The sequence below is a fragment of the Desulfovibrio sp. genome (assembly GCF_018379785.1).
GTDB lineage: Bacteria > Desulfobacterota > Desulfovibrionia > Desulfovibrionales > Desulfovibrionaceae > Desulfovibrio.
The window spans coordinates 1-18,707 of record NZ_JAGZUV010000048.1; the positions used below are offsets into that span (position 1 = coordinate 1).

Sequence of the window (18,707 nt, forward strand, 5' to 3'; positions counted from 1 at the left end):
CTGTTTTTGTACAATCTAAAATCAATTCTGGACATATCAGATATCATATTCATTAAAAATACAGTATCTTCAGCGTTACTGATGCCAGGTGGACATTCTATGCCATTATCCCGAACAAATTCACGCCGATAAATAGCCGACGTCCACTGCGTAAAGAATGCGAAGCGATCTTTGCATATCAATGTATTACTCAATTCATCCTTGACAGTGCCCTCCGGAAAAACCTGCCGACGTACTCCTTTAACAATATCTGAATCCGAATCAAGAGCTTTAGTGTACAAGCGTTCATAAAAAAAAGAATCCACAGTATCGTCACTGTCCACAAACCCGAGATAGTCGCCGCCTGCCAGTCCCATACCGGCATTTCTTGCTGCGGCTGCCCCCTTATTACGTGAAAATTCAACGATGACAAAGCGCGAATCATTCTCGGCATAGCTGTGCAATATGGCAGATGACTTGTCGCTTGATCCATCATTGACACAAATAATTTCAATAGGATGCAGTGTTTGAGCGCAGAGACTATCTAGGCATCGGGCCAGATATTTTTCTGTATTATAAATTGGAATGATAATGGAAATGTTAGGATTCATGACGCTGCACAATTTTTTTATATTTGAGAAAATCGTATTTGTTGCAAATGCTTCCGTAGTGTTACAGCTGTGCGTATCTTACTGTTCGTTCTGGAATAAAAACGCCAATAGGCTTTTTCTATCCGTACATCGCGAAAAATATCCGGCAAAAAACGTGGTTTCTCCACCGCCAAGCTGACGTCGTTGTCATATAGGGTTGTCGCTACCTTGCAATGTGTGCCGCTGCTCATACCGATATTAGTCGCATAGGAACGCACGGGGTTAATACCCAGTTGAGATCTTTTGAATCGGGCATAATCGGCCCGAATGGCCCAGGAATCCAGCTTGCCAGCCATTTGATCATCCAACATGGGGCTCAAGTCCATTCCTCCAGCATTGAAAGCATGACGCTTTCCTGCATCGGTTTTAAAAGTTTCGTAATCGCTTACCTCCCAGTCAATTTCCTGAAAACGATCGCGCCAGGATGCCCACCCCCCAGAACAATTGAAGCGTGGTATAGCATATACATCCCATGCATAATTATCCGGAATGGGCAATAATGAAGGCGGTAATGACCAAGCCGAAATATCAAAAATTGATTGATTATTTTTATAAATGTGCAATCCTTTATTGAGAAAAGACAATGTATAAGGAGAGCAGACTACATCATCCTCAATAACAATAATATGTTTATCTTCTTCTAGAATTGTGTTTATTCCTGTAATGACAGAATTTGCACATCCCATATTTATATCACGTTTGACAATATTCAATGTGTGAAATCCTGTTGCAGACTGTGCAACAGCGTGAACTTCCTCAATTTTCTCCATATCCTGTTCATTTCGTGGCCCATCGCAAAATATAGTGACATCTGTTTCAGATGCCAAGGTATTCTGCGCAAGAGCTTGCAGTGTCCGTTGCAGATATTCTGGCCTATTAAAAGCAAATATGGCAAGAGGAGCATTTTGTTTCATTGTTTATCCTATAAAATCAGTGCATAGCAAAAGCATGTAGTGCAACTGTGACTTATATATATCAGTGTTGCAGGTCCAAATAATGATGAAAATTTTGGACTCCCCCCAGGAAATCTTGGAAGCCCCGGCGGTTGCCAAGGGCTTAATCCATATCATCTGCAAGATCGCCGAAGTACAAGTTTAGCAGTCCCTTACTTTATTTTCACCTCTTTGGCCTTGACAACTTCCTCATCCGTTTCCAACGCGACCTTGTCCGGTTGCCAGCCGGTATCTTCCTTCACTTCGTGAATGGGGTCGGCCAGGAGCAATTCCTGTGCGTCGTTGTATTCATTGACCATCAACTCAAAATTATCGCCTGCGGCCACAGAGGCATCCAGTGTGACATTGCCCGAAGCACCGCCTTGCAGCACGATTTCAAATGACTTAAGGCGGTTTACAAACTCGGCCATTCGCGCGTCCATATCCTCCGGCGCTCCGTCAAAGCTCTTGACGGCGGCAAGGATATCTTCAACGGCCGCGCCGGCGAGGATATTTTCAAAAACCGCGCTGCCGAAACCGTTCATGCCGTAGTAGATTCCGGTTTCGCTATTGATGATGATGGCAACGCCATCGGCAATATCACTGAACATTTTGTCTTCATTCAAGACATAAGTCGTCATGCCACTTATCTCCTTATTGACTGTTATTGATTGAAATGTTCCAAAAATTTCCGCAAACATTGGATGTTCGCCGCCAGATCACGAGAAAGATTAATGCGATAAAACGGCAAATCGTTCACAAATGACGCCAATTTGTAGATAGTACTGATATCCTGCGTTTCACCGGTTTGCATGACTGAGGAGTATACAAGTTCATCCAATCCCTTAGCTTTGTACCCCGACTCGATGCTGGGCGCGTCACAGTTACAGATATTCAGGTGCATGCACAAGCGTACAGGATATTCACTGACAAATCTGTTATGATATCGACCTATATTAAAAACATATTTGTCTTTTCGCGCGTTGTTTGAAACAAAGGCGGCATCCAAGCGTGCTGATAGTTGTTGCCAGATCTGCGGTGACAGGGTGATAATGGAATAAATGGGCGAGGCGCGCAGAATGCCGTCTTTTTGCTCCAGAAGCAGATAGTCATCAGACACATAGTCAAAGCCGTCCAACAGCGCGCTGACGGAAAATGTGGATTTTCCGCGATAGCCCATGCCGCAAAGTAATACTCCGGTATCGTTTAAACCGACCACGGCACCATGCGCCAAATTGCTTTGCGGTCCCTTGAGAAAGCGCGCAAAGAGCCGGACAAAAAGGTGCCCTCGCTTGATCAATTCTTCCGGGGTGAGATCCTTGACGGCATAATAGTAGGTATTGGTGCGAGGGTTCCAACCCACAAGCTGATTTCCGGATGCATGGATTTCCATCAGCGGTTTGCCATGTATTATATCTTCGTCAAAAACGCTAAAGTAGGAAAAATCGGCATGAGCGCCACGCACCTGATCAATTCTGTACCTGCGGTACAGTTCTGAAGTTTTATCGACCGTATAGAGGTCTTTGACCAATGCGGCAAAATCCTCTTCCTGCCAGATGACAAATGTCGCGTCATAATCGGATGGTTCGTCCAAAAGAACATATTCAAGCTGATTGTGTACATGCCACTCGAAGTCGGCCGCATAGCTGACCAAGCGCAATGTTTGCGTCCCTATCCGCAAATAGCTGACAAAAGCCGGATCGTTGCCGCGGCTGGCTCGGGCGTTGAGGTAGCGGTATATCAGCGAAAGACATTGTTCCGAAGGTTTGTCAATGCGCATCCATGAACTCCTGTGGGCACTGCTTGCGCAGATACCAATCGACAAAGGCCGGATTGTGGCGCAGCTTTTTCATCAGTAGAAACTTCGCAATGAATGAGCCGAACTTCCAGGGATTGTTCTTGAGCTCCACCACCCGGATGGCCTGGCATTCCTTTTGGCGTGGCAGAAAATAGTCCTCATCAAAGATGACCTGATTGCAAAAGGCTTCCATGGCGGGATCAGCTGGAAAATATTTGTCCAGATCGGGAATAGTGTCCGCGACGATGGCATTCATGAATTCGGCGGCAAAACGTATCTCAAGCTCCTGCCCGCAGACGACGGCATCTCTCCAGACAAGTCCCCAATCAAAAGAAGACGCTTTTTGCAGATACTGGCAATCGCAGAGCGCATAATACAAATTGCCGAGAGATGTATGCTCACGTAAATTTTTGGTGAGGTTAGCCATGACAAGAAAGCAGAGATCCTCATGGCACGGCAACAGGGAATCCACGCCAAAAGCACGACGCGGTGTTGCGCGCGCGAACAGGCCATCGTGGAACTGCTTCAAATCCCTGTCCGGATCAAAAATGGAATGATGCACATCAACGGCGCTTTCCGTTTCCGTGTGGAAATCCACGGCATGCTTGGACTCTTCCTTGTAATGCAGATAGCCAAGCCCCTCACCGATGCGAGTCGCTTCCTCAATGCGATCAGCTGGGATAAGAATGTCCACATCTCCCATGGGGCGCGGCAGCTCCGGGCGCAAAACCTTCATGGCCCCGCCCTTGAACAGCACCATGGGAATACCCGCCGCATTGTACGCCTTGCCTATCCGCGAAAAATGAGACAATGTTTTCATGTTGGCAAAGCGATAATACGTAATAAGTCCAGTAATACGCGGTCCAGCATATTTTGAAAGTTTAAGATCAGGATTATCATGAGCCAAATATGAAAGTAAAATACACTTTCCAGCTCCCAAAGCTTCAATATCGCACACAGAAAAACAATTATCCAAAAGTTCTTGTGTTGGATTTTTTGCAAATACAAAGTTAAGAAGCTCTCGGTCATCTTTATGAACATACTTGCCATACAATTTGTTTACAAGATGCCGCAATACAGGTGTACAAGCCACACTTCTCTCCTCAGAATCTGAAAAATTTTGAAGTCCGCCCATTGGCCGCAGAAGGCACAAAGCGCTGCAAGAGGTTTTGCCACTGCTGCAACAGGGCATCCGATGCTTGTGAAGGCCGAGCCGCAATAATGCCCTGCCCTTCCAGAATGTCCCGCAGGCGCTCCGCAAGACAAGAAGCGCGAGGATCAAATATTACGAAAGCCCTGTCTTCCTCGTGGATAAGCTCTTTGCCTCCTCCAACGGAAGAGGCGAGAAAGGGGACGCGATGTTCAAGGCATTCGCTGACAGTACAAGGCGAATTCTCCCGCAAGGAGGGCATAATCGCCAGGATACCGTTGCCACACAGATAACGACGAGCTTCCAGCGTGTTGTAGTTCGTCAAAAAAACGATTTTGATGCCGCACTGTTCCAACGGGGCCAATGTGCTTCGGATATCCCGAACGCGAAAATCCGCTTCTTTTCCCAAAAAGGTGATACATCGTCCGCTCAGCAACCCAACCGGCAGGGACAGGAGCGCGTCACAAAAAATCCGTATTCCCTTGCGCGTTTCCAAACGACCGAAGAAAACAATCTCCCGAAGAGAGTCGCAATCCAGCCTGGGTAGCTTCCTGGCGGACCAGGACGGCAGGTTGCCGGGCATGGATGTAAAATTGGGAATACAGAAGGAACGCTCTGGCAAACGCCACCCGCGCTCACGCATCCAGTCCAGAAGATAGCGACTTGGGCTGACAAGAAAGTCCGCCTGTTCGCAACAGGCCTGCTCCATCTCATAAAGATGTCTTCTTTTTCCATTTTCAGCCATATGCCTATTCCCTTCATCCACCCAAAGAGACGGTCCATGAGTGATTATGCCCAGAGGACGGCCTGTAAATGCTACTTCTCGCATTTTAGCTTGCATGCAATAAAAGCTGTCCGCCATAAAATCATGAAAAAGATAGATATCATGCTCTGTTTTAGATAACAGTTCATACGTTCGCCATGCACTCTTCACCTGATCACGCAACAACAAACCAAACCAGGATATAATAGGATAAAAATTAATACCACGTTTTTGCATCTTTCTTGAAAACAACGTCATCGCAATATCTGGGCGACCTGTATAATAAATAGCAATGTTATGTTTTCCACAAAGCGTGAGGTATTCGCAGAGATAGCGCATCGCCGTACCTATCCCGCCGTTTTTCGTCAGCTCGGACACTTCACGAGTCACAATGGCAATATTCACTTTGTCCCTATAATATTTATTAATCTGTAAAAAAACATCGCAATTCTATATTTTATCATATAGATGCATTCTCTAAGACATTCATATGGCAATATTACAAGTGGGTAGAAGACATTTACAATCATAAAGATAAATGAAAAATGATGTTTACGTAAAAGATACATTCTCCCTGCGGCATACGCATGCACTTTTCGTCTTAGAGAGGGATTTTGTAAATTTTCATAAGGATGATGAACCAGAACAGACTCTGCACGCGCTATGGCAAAGCCTGCCTGCATTGTTCGCAATGCAAAATCCGTCTCCTCTCCAGACTGATACGGCGTATGGCTGCCAACACCAAGATTCTCGTCAAAAAAGCCCACATTAGGCAGTATACTGGACCTGTAAAATTGAATATAGCTTGGGCAATTGTTAAAAATTGCATAGCGAGTCAAAAAAACAGGAGCTGTATTTTTTCTTTCACAGCTCTCGTCAAGCCCCACGTGTTTCCCCATTATCGCAGAGATAAGAGGATACTTTTCAAAAAGCTCCCTCGCCAGTTCGAGAGTGCTCGGCTCGTACACACAATCATCATCCGGAATCGCAAAAAAATCGCCACGTATCTTTGATAAAGCCAAGTTTCTTGATCTGGAGAGGCAATTATCTTGAGATTGAAAAGTCCTGATAGGCAGATTTGAAAATAAATTACATAACGCATCAATATCATCCTTGTTAATCGATGGACCATAAATAAAAACGATTTCAAAATTTTTATATATCTGCTTACACAAACTCAAAAACAATCTCTCAACAAGATAAATTCTATTTATTGAAATAACTATAATAGAAAACATAAACCATTCTCTTTTCTATAATTTTCTATATAACGTTGAAAATTTTCAAAATTAAAAAATCATAATTCCCATAGTTCAATATGGACACGCCAAAACATAAAAGAGCCCGCACTGATAATAATCAGTACGGGCGCTCAGCAGTATACCGTTAAAAAATTTATGCTGACTAGAGAGAGAGAGAGAGAGAGAGAGAGAGAGAGAGAGAGAGAGAGAGAGAGAGAGAGCATTTACAACCCTTCTTTATTGTATCTATGTGACTCTACATGATTACTTATCATCATGAAGAATCGTAAGATTGAAAAAATGGCTGACCGCTAATCTTCAAGAATATCATTTTTTTAGAAAAATATTTTTTTTTGTTGATGTCGTCAAGCATTATCCTCAATACAAAATTATAATGTACGTTGACGCGCATAATAAATAGGTCATCCATGACTTCCATGCATAATAAACTTTTTGTATGATTCTTCACTCGTACCCATTCTAATGACAAAAATCTCTTCTCCAATGAATAATTGTATAATTTCAAAAATTCTGTCCGGAATCAGGATGGCGGACAAAAATTTTCCGTATCCACACAGTATGAAGCCCCTCTATAATGGCAGTTTTAAATTTTTTGCAGCGTGCCTTTGCGCAGAAGCCACATAGGCTATAATGATTCCTTGACAAACCCCGGTGTACTTTCCGTGGGACATACCGTTCAGACTTTTTGTGACGGCTGCAGCCGCGTTGACAGCCGTTTCCTCCGGTTATAGTACTGACCGGTCAGTTCTATTCAGAAAAATATGAAAAAAGGGAGCGTTATGGACGAGGCGCAAAACCAGCCGGAAACACAAGCGCGGCAGCAACGCCGTCTGCCGGATTTCGATAAAATGCGGGCTGGCCGCCGGGCGCGCGTCCTGCTTCTGCTCACGGGCTTTTTTCTGGCCGCCGGCGTAGTCTGGGGCATCTGGTGGGCTTTGGTGCTGCGCTACGAGGAAAACACGGACGACGCCTATGTTTCGGGCAATACGGTCACGGTCATGCCCCAGGTGGCGGGTCGGGTCACGGCGGTGCTGGCCGACGACACGGACCGGGTGGAAGCCGGACAGGCCCTGGTGCCCATTGATCCGGTGGACGCCCGCCTGGCCTATGAGCATGCCCTGATCAGCCTGGCCTCGGCCGTGCGCGAAACCTGCAAGCTCGAAGCCGAATTGCGCCAGAGCGAAGCCAACATCGCCATGCGCAAGATCGACCTACAGCGCCAGCAGGGCAACCTGGAGCGACGCCAGCAGCTGATCAAGGACAAGGCCGTGCGCAAGGAGGAATTCATCCACAGCATTGAAGACGTGGCCACGGCCCGTCACGCCCTGTCCGTGGCCGAAGCCCAGCGCAACGCCCTGACCGCCGTGCTGCTGGACACGCCGGTGGCCGAACAGCCCGCCGTCAGGGAAGCGGCCTCGGCTGTGCGCGAGCGCTGGCTGGATTTGCAGCGCGCTACCGTACGCAGCCCGGTGCGCGGCCAGGTGGCCCGACGCGCCGTGCAGGTGGGCGAGTACGTCACGCCCGGCAAGGCCCTGCTGGCCGTGGTGCCGCTGGACAGTCTCTGGGTGGACGCCAATTTCAAGGAAAGCCAGCTCAAGCGCATGCGCATCGGCCAGCCCGCCCTGATTACGGCCGACATGTACGGCGGTTCCGTGACCTATCACGGCACGGTCCAGGGTTTCGCGGCGGGCACGGGCAGCGTTTTTTCGCTGTTGCCGCCCCAGAACGCCACGGGCAACTGGATCAAGGTGGTCCAGCGCGTGCCGGTGCGCATCGCCCTCCAAGAAGATGAGCTGCGGGAGCACCCTTTGCTGGTGGGCCTTTCCGTCACTGTGGAGGTCGATACCAGGAATCAGGACGGCCCCATGCTGCTCACCGCTTCCCGGCCCGAACCCCCGGCCAGCCTGGCCGCCCAGACCCCGCCCGTGGATTTCGCGCCGGTGGATGAACGTATCAACGCAATCATCGCGGCCAATATCCAGGCCGCGTCCGCCTCTTCGCACCAGGCCGGACTATGAGCGAGATCGCGCTCACGCCGCTGCGCGGCGGCCCGCTGGTGACGGCCACCGTGGGCATTGCCGTGCTCACGGCCATGACCGTGCTGGATTCGACCATCGCCAACGTGGCTCTTTCGACCATCGCGGGCAATCTCGGCGTGGCCGTCTCCCAGGGCACCTGGGTGATCACCTTTTTCGGCGTGGCCAACGCCGTGGCCATCCCGCTCACCGGCTGGCTGGCCCGGCGGTTGGGCGAGGTGCGGCTTTACTTCGCCGCCAGCGCGCTGTTCGTGCTTTCTTCCTTCTTGTGCGGCATCTCCAGCAGCCTCGGCATGCTGATTTTTTTCCGTCTGGTGCAGGGCGTCTCGGCCGGGCCCATTCTGCCGCTTTCCCAAAGTCTGCTGCTGGCCTGCTATCCTCCGGAAAAACGCGGCCTGGCCCTCTCGCTCTGGGCCATGGTGGTGGTGCTGGCTCCCATTCTGGGGCCCATTCTGGGCGGCTGGATCTGCGACAATTACCACTGGGGCTGGATTTTCTTCGTCAACGTGCCGGTGGGCGCCCTGGGTCTGCTGCTTCTGCGCGCCCCCCTGCACGGGCGGGAAACCCCCATCGGCAAAGCGCCCATCGACGTGGTCGGCCTGGTGCTGCTGGTCGTGGGCATCGGCTGCCTGCAGCTCATGCTTGACGAGGGCAAGGATCACGACTGGTTCGCCTCGGGCTATATCGTGACTCTGGGCGTCGCAGCCGTGGTGGGCATCGCCTTTTTCATCGCCTGGGAACTCACGGAAAAACATCCGGTGGTCAACCTTTCCCTGTTCCGGCATCGCAATTTCACGGTGGGAACCATCTGCATCAGCCTGGGCTTTCTGCTCTACTTCGCCTCCGTGGTGCTGCTGCCTCTGATGCTCCAGGCGCGCCTGTCCTACACGGCCATGTGGGCCGGTTTTTCCCTGGCCCCGGTGGGCGTGTTTCCGCTGATCATCTCGCCCATTCTGGGCAAGCAGGCCCGCCGCCTGGACATGCGCCTGATGGCCTGCCTGAGCTTTCTGGTCTTTGCCGGCTGCTTTTTCTGGCGCGCCGGTTCCACGCCGGGCATGGATTTCTTTTCCGTGGCTCTTCCCCAGTTGATCCTGGGCATCGGCGTGGCCCTCTTTTTCATGCCGCTCACGACCATCATCCTTTCCGGTCTGCCCAACAGCGATCTGGCCGCCGCCTCCAGCCTGTCCAACTGCGTGCGGGTGCTGGCCGGTTCCATCGGCTCATCCCTGGTCACGACCATGTGGGAGCGGCGCGAAGCCCTGCACCATGCCCGGCTGACGGAGGGCATCAACGACTATAACCCGGTCTGGGACACGGCCCTGCGCGCCCTGGAACAGCTCGGCATGACCGGCCCCCAGGCCAAGGCCTGGATCGCCAATGAAATCACCCGGCAGGGATTCATTCTGAGTTTTGATGAGTTGTTCTGGCTGGGCGGCGTGCTCTTTGTGCTGCTTTCAGGCCTGATCTGGCTGGCCCGGCGGGGGTGAGACGGGGGAATCGGGAAAAAGAATATCCAGATGCGCGCTGAACAGGCCCAGCAAATCCTGAGGCACGGCTCTGGCAAAGAGATCGTCGCGGAGCACTCCGAAAAGCAAGGGCGCCATCAGCAGCAGGGGAAAGCGGTCCAGGGCGGCGTGCACATTGGGCGTGCGGGCCGCGGGCAGAAATTCCTCGCGCAAACGGGCTGTATTGGGGGCAAGAAAACTCTCGTAAAAACCGCCCATCAGCTCCGGATCATGCAGACCCTCGCTGAATGCCAGACGCACGCAACGCCGCAGGGACGAGTCTGGACCGCCCGTGATCAGGGGCGCGTACATCCGCAACAGCTTGTCGCGCGGGTTCAGGGAAGTATCCCGCAAGAGAGCCTGCTTGTGCTCGAAAAAAGGCCGGAAGCCCTCTTCAATGACCCCCTGGAAGAGGGCTTTTTTGGTGGGGAAGTAAAGATAGAGACTGCCCTTGGAAACCCGCGCCCGCCGGGCGATGTCTTCCATGCGGGCCGCGGCGAAGCCCTGGCGGCTGAACTCTTCCAGCGCCGCTTCCAGGATGGCGGCCCGCCGCGCGGCGCATTTTTCCCGACGGCATTCGGACGGAGCGGGAACCGAAACCCGCGGGTCTTCGGAGTCGTTCATATTCTTTTCCTTCCAGAGCGGTTTGCCTTTGAAAGGCTCCGCTTTTTCAAAGGAACGCGCCTCTTGCAATGCGCTGTGCCGCGCGCGGCCTGAGAGCATAACCAGATTGCCGTGCTCTTTCTCAGCGCTTGCCGAACAGGCCGCCCAGCAATCCCCGGATCAACGTGCGCCCGATCTCCCGGCCCACGGTAGTGCCGATGGTACGGGTCGTCTGTTTGGCTACTGAGCCCAGAATATCCCCCAGGCCGTCACCGCCGCTTTTCCGGGCGCGCGTCTCTTCGCGCCGGGCCGCGGCCTCCTGCCGCAGGCGCTCCTTTTCAGCCAGGGCTTCGGCCTTGCGCCGGGCCTCATCGTCCTCGGCCTCCTGTCGGCGGACGGCGCGCGCGGCCAGAATTTCATAGGCCGACTCGCGGTCCACGGCCTGCTCATACGCTCCCGCCGCCAGCGAATTCCGCATGACCACGGCGCGCTCTTCGGGCGTGATGGGCCCCACCTGGCTCTGCGGCGGCACAATCAGCGCCCGCTCCACTATCCGGGGCGCGCCGTCGGCGTCCAGAAAAGACACCAGAGCCTCGCCCACGGCCAGCTGACTGATGACATCTCCGGTATTGAAAGCCGGATTGGGCCGAAAAGCCCGGGCCGCGGCGCGCACGGCCTTCTGCTCCCCGGGAGTGAAGGCCCGCAGGGCGTGCTGCACGCGATTGCCGAGCTGGCCCAGCACGCTGTCCGGCATGTCCGCCGGGTTCTGGCTCACAAAATAGACCCCCACCCCGCGCGAACGGATCAAACGCGTCACCTGCTCGATCTTTTGCAGCAGCACGGGCGGCGCTCCGTCAAAGAGCAAATGGGCCTCGTCGAAAAAGAAGACCAGACGCGGCTTGTCCGTATCGCCCGCTTCGGGCAGACGTTCAAACAGCTCGGACAACAGCCAGAGCAATACGCTGGAATAAAGCGGCGCGTTCATCAGCGCGTCCGCGGCCAGAATGTTGACCACGCCCCGGCCCCGGCTGTCGGTCTGGAGCAGATCCATGATGTCCAGGGCCGGTTCGCCGAAAAAGCGGTCCCCGCCCTCTTCCTCCAGACGCAGCAGGCCGCGCTGGATGGCCCCCACGCTGGCCGTGGAAATCTGCCCGTAGGCTGTTCTGTATTGATCGCGCTCATCGCCCACATGCTGCACCATGCTGCGCAGATCCTTCATGTCCAGAAGCAGCAGACCCGCGTCGTCGGCAATGCGGAAGACCAGATGGAGCACCCCGCTCTGCACCTCGTTGAGGTTGAGCAGGCGGGAGAGCAGCAAGGGCCCCATTTCGCTCACCGTGGCGCGCAGAGGATGGCCGCTTTTGCCGAACACGTCCCAGAAGCAGACCGGAAACGCCTGATTGAGATAACCGCGCGCCGCAAGGCCCAGCCGGGCAATGCGCTCGGCCATTTTCCCCGTGGGCGCGCCTGCCTTGGCCAGGCCCGAGAGATCGCCCTTGACGTCGGCCAGAAAGACCGGCACGCCCAGGGCGCTGAAGGTTTCAGCCAAGCTTTGCAGGGTCACGGTCTTGCCCGTGCCCGTGGCCCCGGTGATCAAGCCGTGGCGGTTGCCCATGGCGGGCAGGATGCAAATGTCCCTTTCCCCGGCGCGGGCCATGAGGGCCTGATGGTCATTGTCCAACACGGTTGATCTCCTTTAGAGCAGTTAACACTTGAAATGCTCGTTTACGGCGAGCAAAGCCCGTCTACTCGCATTTCACGGCAAGGATTTGCTGCATGCGCGGTCAGCGGGCCAGCAGCACCCAGGCCGGGCCCTTGGCGTCCAGATGGCTGGCCACGTAATTGGCCCGCGCATCGCCGCCGCAGAAAATGTCGATACGGTTGCGCTTGATGGCCCCGCCCACATCCTGGGCAAAACCGATGCCGCGCAGGGGCACGCTGCCGCGCCGCTCGTCCGGGGCATTGACCCCGTAGGCCACAAGGGAGCCCAAGGGAATATAGGAACGGTCCGTGGCCAGGGAAAGCCAGTCGTCCACCTCATGGCCCATGGCCCCGGTGGGCCCCCTGCCGCCGAACTTGAAAAAGACGTAGCTGGGATTTTCATTGAGGATTTCGCGCACCCGCCCGGGATTGTTCCTGAACCACTCGCGCTGTTCAAAAATATCGCCGCGCTTGAGCAGGCCCTTCTCGCGCATGATCCGGCCCGAGCTTTTGTATTTGTGGCCGTTCTGCCCGGCGTAGTTGACATAGGCCTGGGTGCCGTCGTCAAAAATCAGGCGGCCCGAGCCCTGGATTTCCAGAAAAAAGACGTCCACCGGGTCCGCGGCCCAGGCCAGTTCCAGGCCCCGGTTGGCCAGCACCTGTTTTTCCTCAATGGCGCGGCGGTCATGATAGCGGCCGCGTTTGGCCCGCACCCGCTTCAGGTCCGGCGGCAGGCCGTAGATGGCCTGGGTATAGCCGGGCTTGCGCGTACGGCTGGCCCGCACCTGCGGTTCATAGTAGCCGGAATAATTGATGCCGCCCGGCACTTCCACCCAGCGAAAATTGGCCAGCAACAGGTCCGGCTCCGCATCCAGGCGCGGCAGCAGTTCCCGCAAACGGGTCAGGCTGCGGGAAAGATCCCCCCAGGTCACGGTCAGGCCCGGCCGCTTGACGGCCGCCGCGCCCTGCGGCTTGCTGTTGACATAGCGCAGAGACTTGCGCACGGTAGGGGCCATGTCCTTCCAACTGGTCAGATCCTGGTTGCGGGGGGCCAGATTGGCGACGAAAAATTCCGGGCTTTCCTGCACGGCCACCGGCGGCCCCAACGGCGGCAGATCTTCGGACTGCGGTTTCTTGCCGGCGCAGGCGGAGAGCACAAGACTCGCCAGCAAAACCACAATCAAGGCCGGACGCGACGCGCCCCCGGCCCTTACGGACGCGCGCCGCTTACAGCCCGCGCCGAAACAAGGAGCTTGCCCGTGCATGATTTCCCCACCCCCGAGGTCTGGTTGCCCCATCGTGTGTCCTACGGAGAAACGGACACCATGGGAGTCTTGTATTACGCCGAATATCTGCATCTGTTCGAACGCGCCCGCAGCGCCTATATCCGCCAGTGCGGCATGAGCTACGCGGACGTGGAAAAAAAGGGCATCATTCTGCCCGTGCGCGAGGCCCAGTGCCGCTACCGCGCGCCGGCGCATTACGACGACCTTGTGCAGGTGCGCGCGGGCATCAGCGAATGGGGCCGGGCCTCACTGCGTTTTGTATATGAGATATGGAACGAGGACAAGACGCGCCTGCTGGCCGAGGGCATGACCCAGCACGCCCTGGTCAACCCCCAGGGGCGGCCCGTGCCCGTGCCGGACTGGTTCCGGCAGTTGTGCGCGGCTGAGAAATGCTAGGCACAGGGGGGCAACGCCCCCTGCGACCTCATATATAAGGAGAAGCCATGGCGCTGCATGTCATCAACGAAGCCCGGCGCTGTCTGCACTGCAAAAAGCCGCTCTGCCGCACGGGCTGCCCCATCAACACCAATATCCCGGTGATGATCGAGCAGTTCCTGAACGGGAATATCGACGAAGCCGGGCAGATGCTTTTTGACAACAATCCCCTTTCCATTGTCTGCTCCCTGGTCTGCGACCATGAAAAACAGTGTGAGGGACATTGCATTCTGGGCAAAAAAGGCAGCCCCGTGCACATCAGCAGCATCGAGAACTATATCTCCGAGCGCTTCCTGGCCGCCCACCATCCGCCCCGGCCGCCCCAGAATGGCTTGGCCGCCGCCATCATCGGCTCGGGCCCGGCCGGACTGACCATTGCCATCATTCTGGCCCAGCGCGGCTATGCCGTGACCATTTTCGAATCCCACGACCGCATCGGCGGCGTCCTGCGCTACGGCATTCCCGCCTTCCGCCTGCCCAAGAGCATCCTGGACCGTTATCAACAGCGCCTGCTGGAACTGGGCGTGCGCATCCGCCCCAATACGACCATCGGCGGCGCGCTGCGCATGGACGACCTGTTTCGGGACGGCTACAGCGCCGTGTTCATCGGCACGGGCGTCTGGCGGCCCAACAGCCTGGGTATCAAGGGTGAAAGCCTGGGGAACGTCCATTTTGCCATCGACTATCTCTGCAATCCGGCGGTCTACAATCTGGGCGAAACGGTCAGTGTGATCGGCGCGGGCAACGCGGCCATTGACGCGGCCCGCACCATTCTGCGGCACGGCGCGCGCAAGGTCACCATTTACGCCCGCAAACCCGTGCCGGCCGCCAGCCCGCGCGAGGTGGAGTACGCCGGGGTGGACGGCGTGGACTTTCACAATTGCGTGCGGCCCGTGGAAATCCGCCCGGAAGGAGCGGTGTTCCGCCGCCTGGCCTACGATGCGGAAGGCCATGCCGGCGAAGTGGAAGGCGAGGATTTTCTGGAGCCCTCGGATTCTGTGGTCATCGCCATCGGCCAGGGCCCCAAGGACAAGATCGTGTCCACGTCCAGAGGCATAGAGATCAACGAACGCGGCCTGGTGAAAACAGACGCGCAGGGGGCCACCACCCATCCGGGCATCTTCGCCTCGGGCGACGTGGTGCGGGGCGCCAAAACCGTGGTGGAGGCCGTGCACTGCTCCAAAACAGTGGCCGACGCCATGGACCGGTATATGCGGAGTCTGCCGCGTTCCTAGAGCGGATTACCTTTGAAATTTTACGAATTTCAAAGTTGGCATTCTGGCGAAAAGCGTTGTTTTCGCCGGAATCCACGCCGCGTTGCTCTCGATGCCTGTACGCCCTTTGGGCTACAGGCACGGCCCTACGGGCCGCCCGTCGGGTCGGTCTTCGTGGCGGCTGCCGCCTTCGCGTCAGCAGGGCACTTTCAAAATGAAATTGCTCTAGGTGTAGAATACCTGTGAAACGCTCCAGGCTCAGCCTTTATCACGTTGTTATGAAAACGCCGCCTTGCCCGGTCAGGACAGGAGGCGTTCCTTTATTAATGGCTGAGGCGGCGCGCCAAGTGCGCGGGCTCGGGCGGCACCAGCTTGTCGCCGTGCAGATAGGCGTTGAGGTTGCGCATCAGGCCCGCCAGATCCTCAAAATGCTCGTTGCGGCCGAAGCCGCTCAGCAGCCAGCGGCTGCGCCCGTGCAGCACTTTGTGGGTACGGCGCAGGGTGCGTTCGCGCATGATCAGCTCAATGCGCCACTCCCCTTCCGGGGTACGCAGCACCAGGGTCGAACCCTGCCCCGTCAGCGCGTGGCCGGGCGGGTTGCCCGCCAGACGCAGCAGATCCGCCACCGCCGCGTGCAGCACATGAAGATGCTCGTCCAGGGAAATATTTTTCCTGTCCTCATCCAGTTGCCGCTCTTCGGCGTGGATGCGCTCCAGATACTGGGCCCGGTCCTCATCCAGAGTGGTGATGCCGCGCCGCATGATGCGCACGCAGAAAATCAGGCCCGCCAGGATTACAGCCCCGGCGGCTGCCCATTCCAGAATCATCGGCATGGCCTCCGCTTTTACGGGTAATTTCGCCATTGCGCGGGCCTCTGTCAAGCGCCGCGCATACCGTTCCGCATCTCCCGCTCCATACGCCGCCACGGCACGGGCCCTCCGCGGCCAAGGGCGGGGCTCTTCCCTTTTTTCCGGCAAGACTGTATCGTTTATCCTGATTGACGCGCGCGGCCCGCGCGCGGGCCTTCCCTGGTTTCGTTCACCCGGCTTGCGCGCCCTCGTTTCGCGCCGCCATATCGCTTACTAAGGGAGAAAACCATGCCAACCCCTCTGGAAATGCAACGCACTTTCGCTCTCGTCGGCACCGGCGGCTGCGGCAAAACTTCGCTGGCCGAAATGCTGCTGTTCAACGCCGGGGCCGTCACCCGTATGGGCGCCATTGAAGACGGCACCACCAGCCTGGACTACGAACCCGAGGAAGTGCGCCGCCGCGGTTCGGTGCAGCCCGCCTGCGCTGCCTACCTCTGGAACAAGAACCGCCATTTCCTGCTGGACATCCCCGGCGACGGCAATTTTACCGGCGATATGGAATGCCTGCTCAAGGGCGTGGACAGCGTGCTGTTCGTGCTGGACGCCGTGGACGGCGTACGCCCCTTGAGCAAAAAATTCTGGAGCATGGTCCGCGCGGAAAATCTGCCCGCCATGATCATCATCAACAAGCTGGACCGCGACCGGGCCGACTTCCACATGGCCTTTGACGGTCTGGCCGCTCTGGGCGTTAAACCCGTGGCCTTGCAGGTGCCCATCCGCCAAGGCGAAGCCTTTGTGGGCGTGGTGGACGTGTTGACCGGAAAAGCCCGGATGTTCACCGAAAACGGCGGCAGCAGCGAGGCTGAAATTCCCGCCGACCTCACGGACGACGTGAGCCTGCTGCGCGACGTGACCGTGGAAAACATCGCGGAAAGCGATGAAGTGTTGATGGAAAAATATCTGGAGGAAGGCAGCCTTTCCCTGGAAGATCTGCAATTTGGCCTGCGTAAGGGCGTGCTCAGCGGCGAACTGACCCCGGTGATGGTCTGCTCCGCCCTGGAGAACAAGGGCGGCAAAGCTGTTCTGGACGCGGTGGAAGCCCTGTTGCCCTCGCCCCTGGAGCGCCCGGCCTTTGTGGATGCCGCCGGAGCCGAGCGCGCGCCTGATCCGGACGGGCCGGTGGCCTGCTTTGTGTTCAAGACCCTGGCCGATCCCTTTGCCGGGCAGCTTTCCATACTGCGGGTGCTTTCCGGCACCATCAACGGCGACGCCACGCTCAGGAACATGCGCAGCGAGGATACCGAACGCCTGGGCAGCCTGCTTTACCTGGTGGGCAAAAACCAGACGCCCTGCAAGGAACCCGTGGGACCGGGCGCCATTGTGGCCGTGGCAAAACTCAAAAACACGCGCACCGGCGACACCCTCTGCGACGAAAAAGCCCCCTTTGCCCTGCCCATGCCCGAACTGCCGCCGCAGTTGATCACCTACGCTCTGGCCCCCAAGGAAAAGGGCGAAGAGGACAAAGTCTACGCGGCCATCCAGCGCCTGCTGGACGAGGACATCACGCTCAAGCTGGGCCGCGACGAGGAAAACGGCGACATTCTGCTCTCCGGCATGGGCCAGCTGCATATCGAACTTTCTGTGGAAAAGGCCAAACGCCGCTTCAAGATCGACATCGTGCTCAAAACGCCCAAAGTGCCCTATCGCGAGACCGTGCGCGGCAAATGCCAGGTGCAGGGCCGCCACAAAAAGCAATCCGGCGGACGCGGCCAGTTCGGCGACTGCTGGATCGAAATGGAAGGACTGCCGCGCGGTTCCGGCTATGTCTTTGAGGACGCCATTGTGGGCGGCGTCATTCCGCGCCAGTACATCCCGGCCATCGACAAGGGCGTTCAGGAAGCGGCGGCGCGCGGTTTCCTGGCCGGCTGCCAGGTGGTGGACTTCCGCGTCAAGGTTTACGACGGCAGCTACCACACTGTGGACTCCTCGGAAATGGCCTTCAAGGTGGCCGGTTCCCTGGCCTTCAAAAAGGCCATGGAAGGCCTCAAGCCCGTACTGCTTGAGCCCATTGTGCTGCTGACCGTATCCATTCCGGACGAGAGCATGGGCGACGTGATCGGCGACCTTTCCTCCCGCCGGGGCAAGGTGCTGGGTTCGGACTCCCAGGCGGGCATCACTGAAATCAAGGCTCACGTGCCCATGAGCGAAGTGCTGCGCTACGCGCCGGACCTGCGCTCCATGACCGGCGGCCAGGGCTTCTTCACCATGGAATTCGACCACTATGAGGAAGCGCCGCAACCCGTGGCCGAAAAGGTTATTGCCGAACACCAGGCGGCCAAGGCCGCCGAATAAAACACGCGGCCCGCAGACATACGTTGACAAAAAGACGCCCCGCGAGGGGCGTCTGAGGCTGTTGACAACGTCGGCAGCCCCGAAAATCAGGAGCAGGTCGCGGCTTTGCCGTGCCGTTAAGCGACTGATTTTCGTGCCTTTCCACCCGGCGGCTTAGCCGCCGTTGGTGGCGCAAACCACGCGAAGCGGGGTTTGTCATCAGTCTGAGACGCCCCTCGCGGGGCGTCTTTTT

At 56.2% G+C, this 18,707-nt stretch carries 16 protein-coding genes; 5 read left to right on the plus strand and 11 right to left on the minus strand.

Annotated elements, in window-relative coordinates:
- From KH208_RS10660 to KH208_RS10690, 7 genes are all read right to left on the minus strand, one after another.
- Window positions 1-590: glycosyltransferase (locus KH208_RS10660; RefSeq protein WP_291436157.1), on the minus strand; the 590-nt coding region annotated here is incomplete at its 3' end.
- 17 nt (window positions 591-607) lie between these two features.
- A complete protein-coding gene (locus KH208_RS10665; RefSeq protein ID WP_291436159.1) occupies window positions 608-1,543 on the minus strand; it encodes a glycosyltransferase in 936 nt (311 codons plus the stop codon).
- A 191-nt stretch (window positions 1,544-1,734) separates the two neighbouring features.
- The gene (locus KH208_RS10670; RefSeq protein WP_291436161.1) at window positions 1,735-2,202 is read right to left on the minus strand and encodes a PqqD family protein; all 468 of its coding nucleotides are present in this window, start codon (window positions 2,200-2,202) and stop codon (window positions 1,735-1,737) included.
- Window positions 2,203-2,225: 23 nt separating this feature from the next.
- Window positions 2,226-3,341, minus strand: coding sequence for a hypothetical protein (locus KH208_RS10675; RefSeq protein ID WP_291436163.1), 1,116 nt, complete (start codon window positions 3,339-3,341; stop codon window positions 2,226-2,228).
- Window positions 3,331-4,452, minus strand: coding sequence for a nucleotidyltransferase family protein (locus KH208_RS10680; RefSeq protein WP_291436165.1), 1,122 nt, complete (start codon window positions 4,450-4,452; stop codon window positions 3,331-3,333). The genes KH208_RS10675 and KH208_RS10680 overlap by 11 nt, the downstream gene beginning before the upstream one ends.
- A 10-nt stretch (window positions 4,453-4,462) precedes the next feature.
- Window positions 4,463-5,677 (minus strand): glycosyltransferase family 4 protein, encoded by a 1,215-nt coding sequence (locus tag KH208_RS10685; protein ID WP_291436167.1) that lies wholly within the window; start codon window positions 5,675-5,677, stop codon window positions 4,463-4,465.
- A complete protein-coding gene (locus tag KH208_RS10690) occupies window positions 5,674-6,510 on the minus strand; it encodes a glycosyltransferase family 2 protein (protein WP_291436169.1) in 837 nt (278 codons plus the stop codon). The genes KH208_RS10685 and KH208_RS10690 overlap by 4 nt, the downstream gene beginning before the upstream one ends.
- Before the next feature lie 803 nt (window positions 6,511-7,313).
- On the opposite strand from KH208_RS10690, the gene KH208_RS10695 reads away from it, so the two are divergent.
- Both KH208_RS10695 and KH208_RS10700 read left to right on the plus strand, forming a co-directional pair.
- Window positions 7,314-8,552: an efflux RND transporter periplasmic adaptor subunit gene (locus tag KH208_RS10695; RefSeq protein WP_291436171.1), complete on the plus strand. Its 1,239-nt coding sequence runs from the start codon at window positions 7,314-7,316 to the stop codon at window positions 8,550-8,552.
- Window positions 8,549-10,057 (plus strand): DHA2 family efflux MFS transporter permease subunit, encoded by a 1,509-nt coding sequence (locus KH208_RS10700; RefSeq protein ID WP_291436173.1) that lies wholly within the window; start codon window positions 8,549-8,551, stop codon window positions 10,055-10,057. Before KH208_RS10695 ends, KH208_RS10700 begins: the two co-directional genes overlap by 4 nt.
- Here KH208_RS10700 and KH208_RS10705 read toward each other — a convergent pair.
- From KH208_RS10705 to KH208_RS10715, 3 genes are all read right to left on the minus strand, one after another.
- Entirely contained in the window at window positions 10,025-10,699 is a 675-nt protein-coding gene (locus KH208_RS10705; protein WP_291436174.1) for a TetR/AcrR family transcriptional regulator, read from the minus strand. The genes KH208_RS10700 and KH208_RS10705 overlap by 33 nt on opposite strands.
- A 121-nt stretch (window positions 10,700-10,820) precedes the next feature.
- A complete protein-coding gene (locus KH208_RS10710; protein WP_367114963.1) occupies window positions 10,821-12,335 on the minus strand; it encodes a helicase HerA-like domain-containing protein in 1,515 nt (504 codons plus the stop codon).
- 127 nt (window positions 12,336-12,462) lie between these two features.
- Window positions 12,463-13,557, minus strand: a complete 1,095-nt coding sequence (locus KH208_RS10715) for an MltA domain-containing protein (protein ID WP_291436200.1) — start codon at window positions 13,555-13,557, stop codon at window positions 12,463-12,465.
- An 81-nt stretch (window positions 13,558-13,638) separates the two neighbouring features.
- Here KH208_RS10715 and KH208_RS10720 point away from each other — a divergent pair, with 81 nt between their 5' ends.
- Together KH208_RS10720 and KH208_RS10725 are read left to right on the plus strand one after the other, a co-directional pair.
- Entirely contained in the window at window positions 13,639-14,061 is a 423-nt protein-coding gene (locus tag KH208_RS10720) for a thioesterase family protein (RefSeq protein WP_291436176.1), read from the plus strand.
- Window positions 14,062-14,108: 47 nt separating this feature from the next.
- Entirely contained in the window at window positions 14,109-15,335 is a 1,227-nt protein-coding gene (locus KH208_RS10725; RefSeq protein WP_291436178.1) for an NAD(P)-dependent oxidoreductase, read from the plus strand.
- A 302-nt stretch (window positions 15,336-15,637) separates the two neighbouring features.
- On the opposite strand, the gene KH208_RS10730 is transcribed toward KH208_RS10725, so the two are convergent.
- Window positions 15,638-16,147: a translation initiation factor IF-2 gene (locus tag KH208_RS10730; protein ID WP_291436179.1), complete on the minus strand. Its 510-nt coding sequence runs from the start codon at window positions 16,145-16,147 to the stop codon at window positions 15,638-15,640.
- 264 nt (window positions 16,148-16,411) lie between these two features.
- Here KH208_RS10730 and KH208_RS10735 point away from each other — a divergent pair, with 264 nt between their 5' ends.
- The gene (locus KH208_RS10735) at window positions 16,412-18,475 is read left to right on the plus strand and encodes an elongation factor G (protein ID WP_291436180.1); all 2,064 of its coding nucleotides are present in this window, start codon (window positions 16,412-16,414) and stop codon (window positions 18,473-18,475) included.
- Window positions 18,476-18,707: the final 232 nt, after the last annotated feature.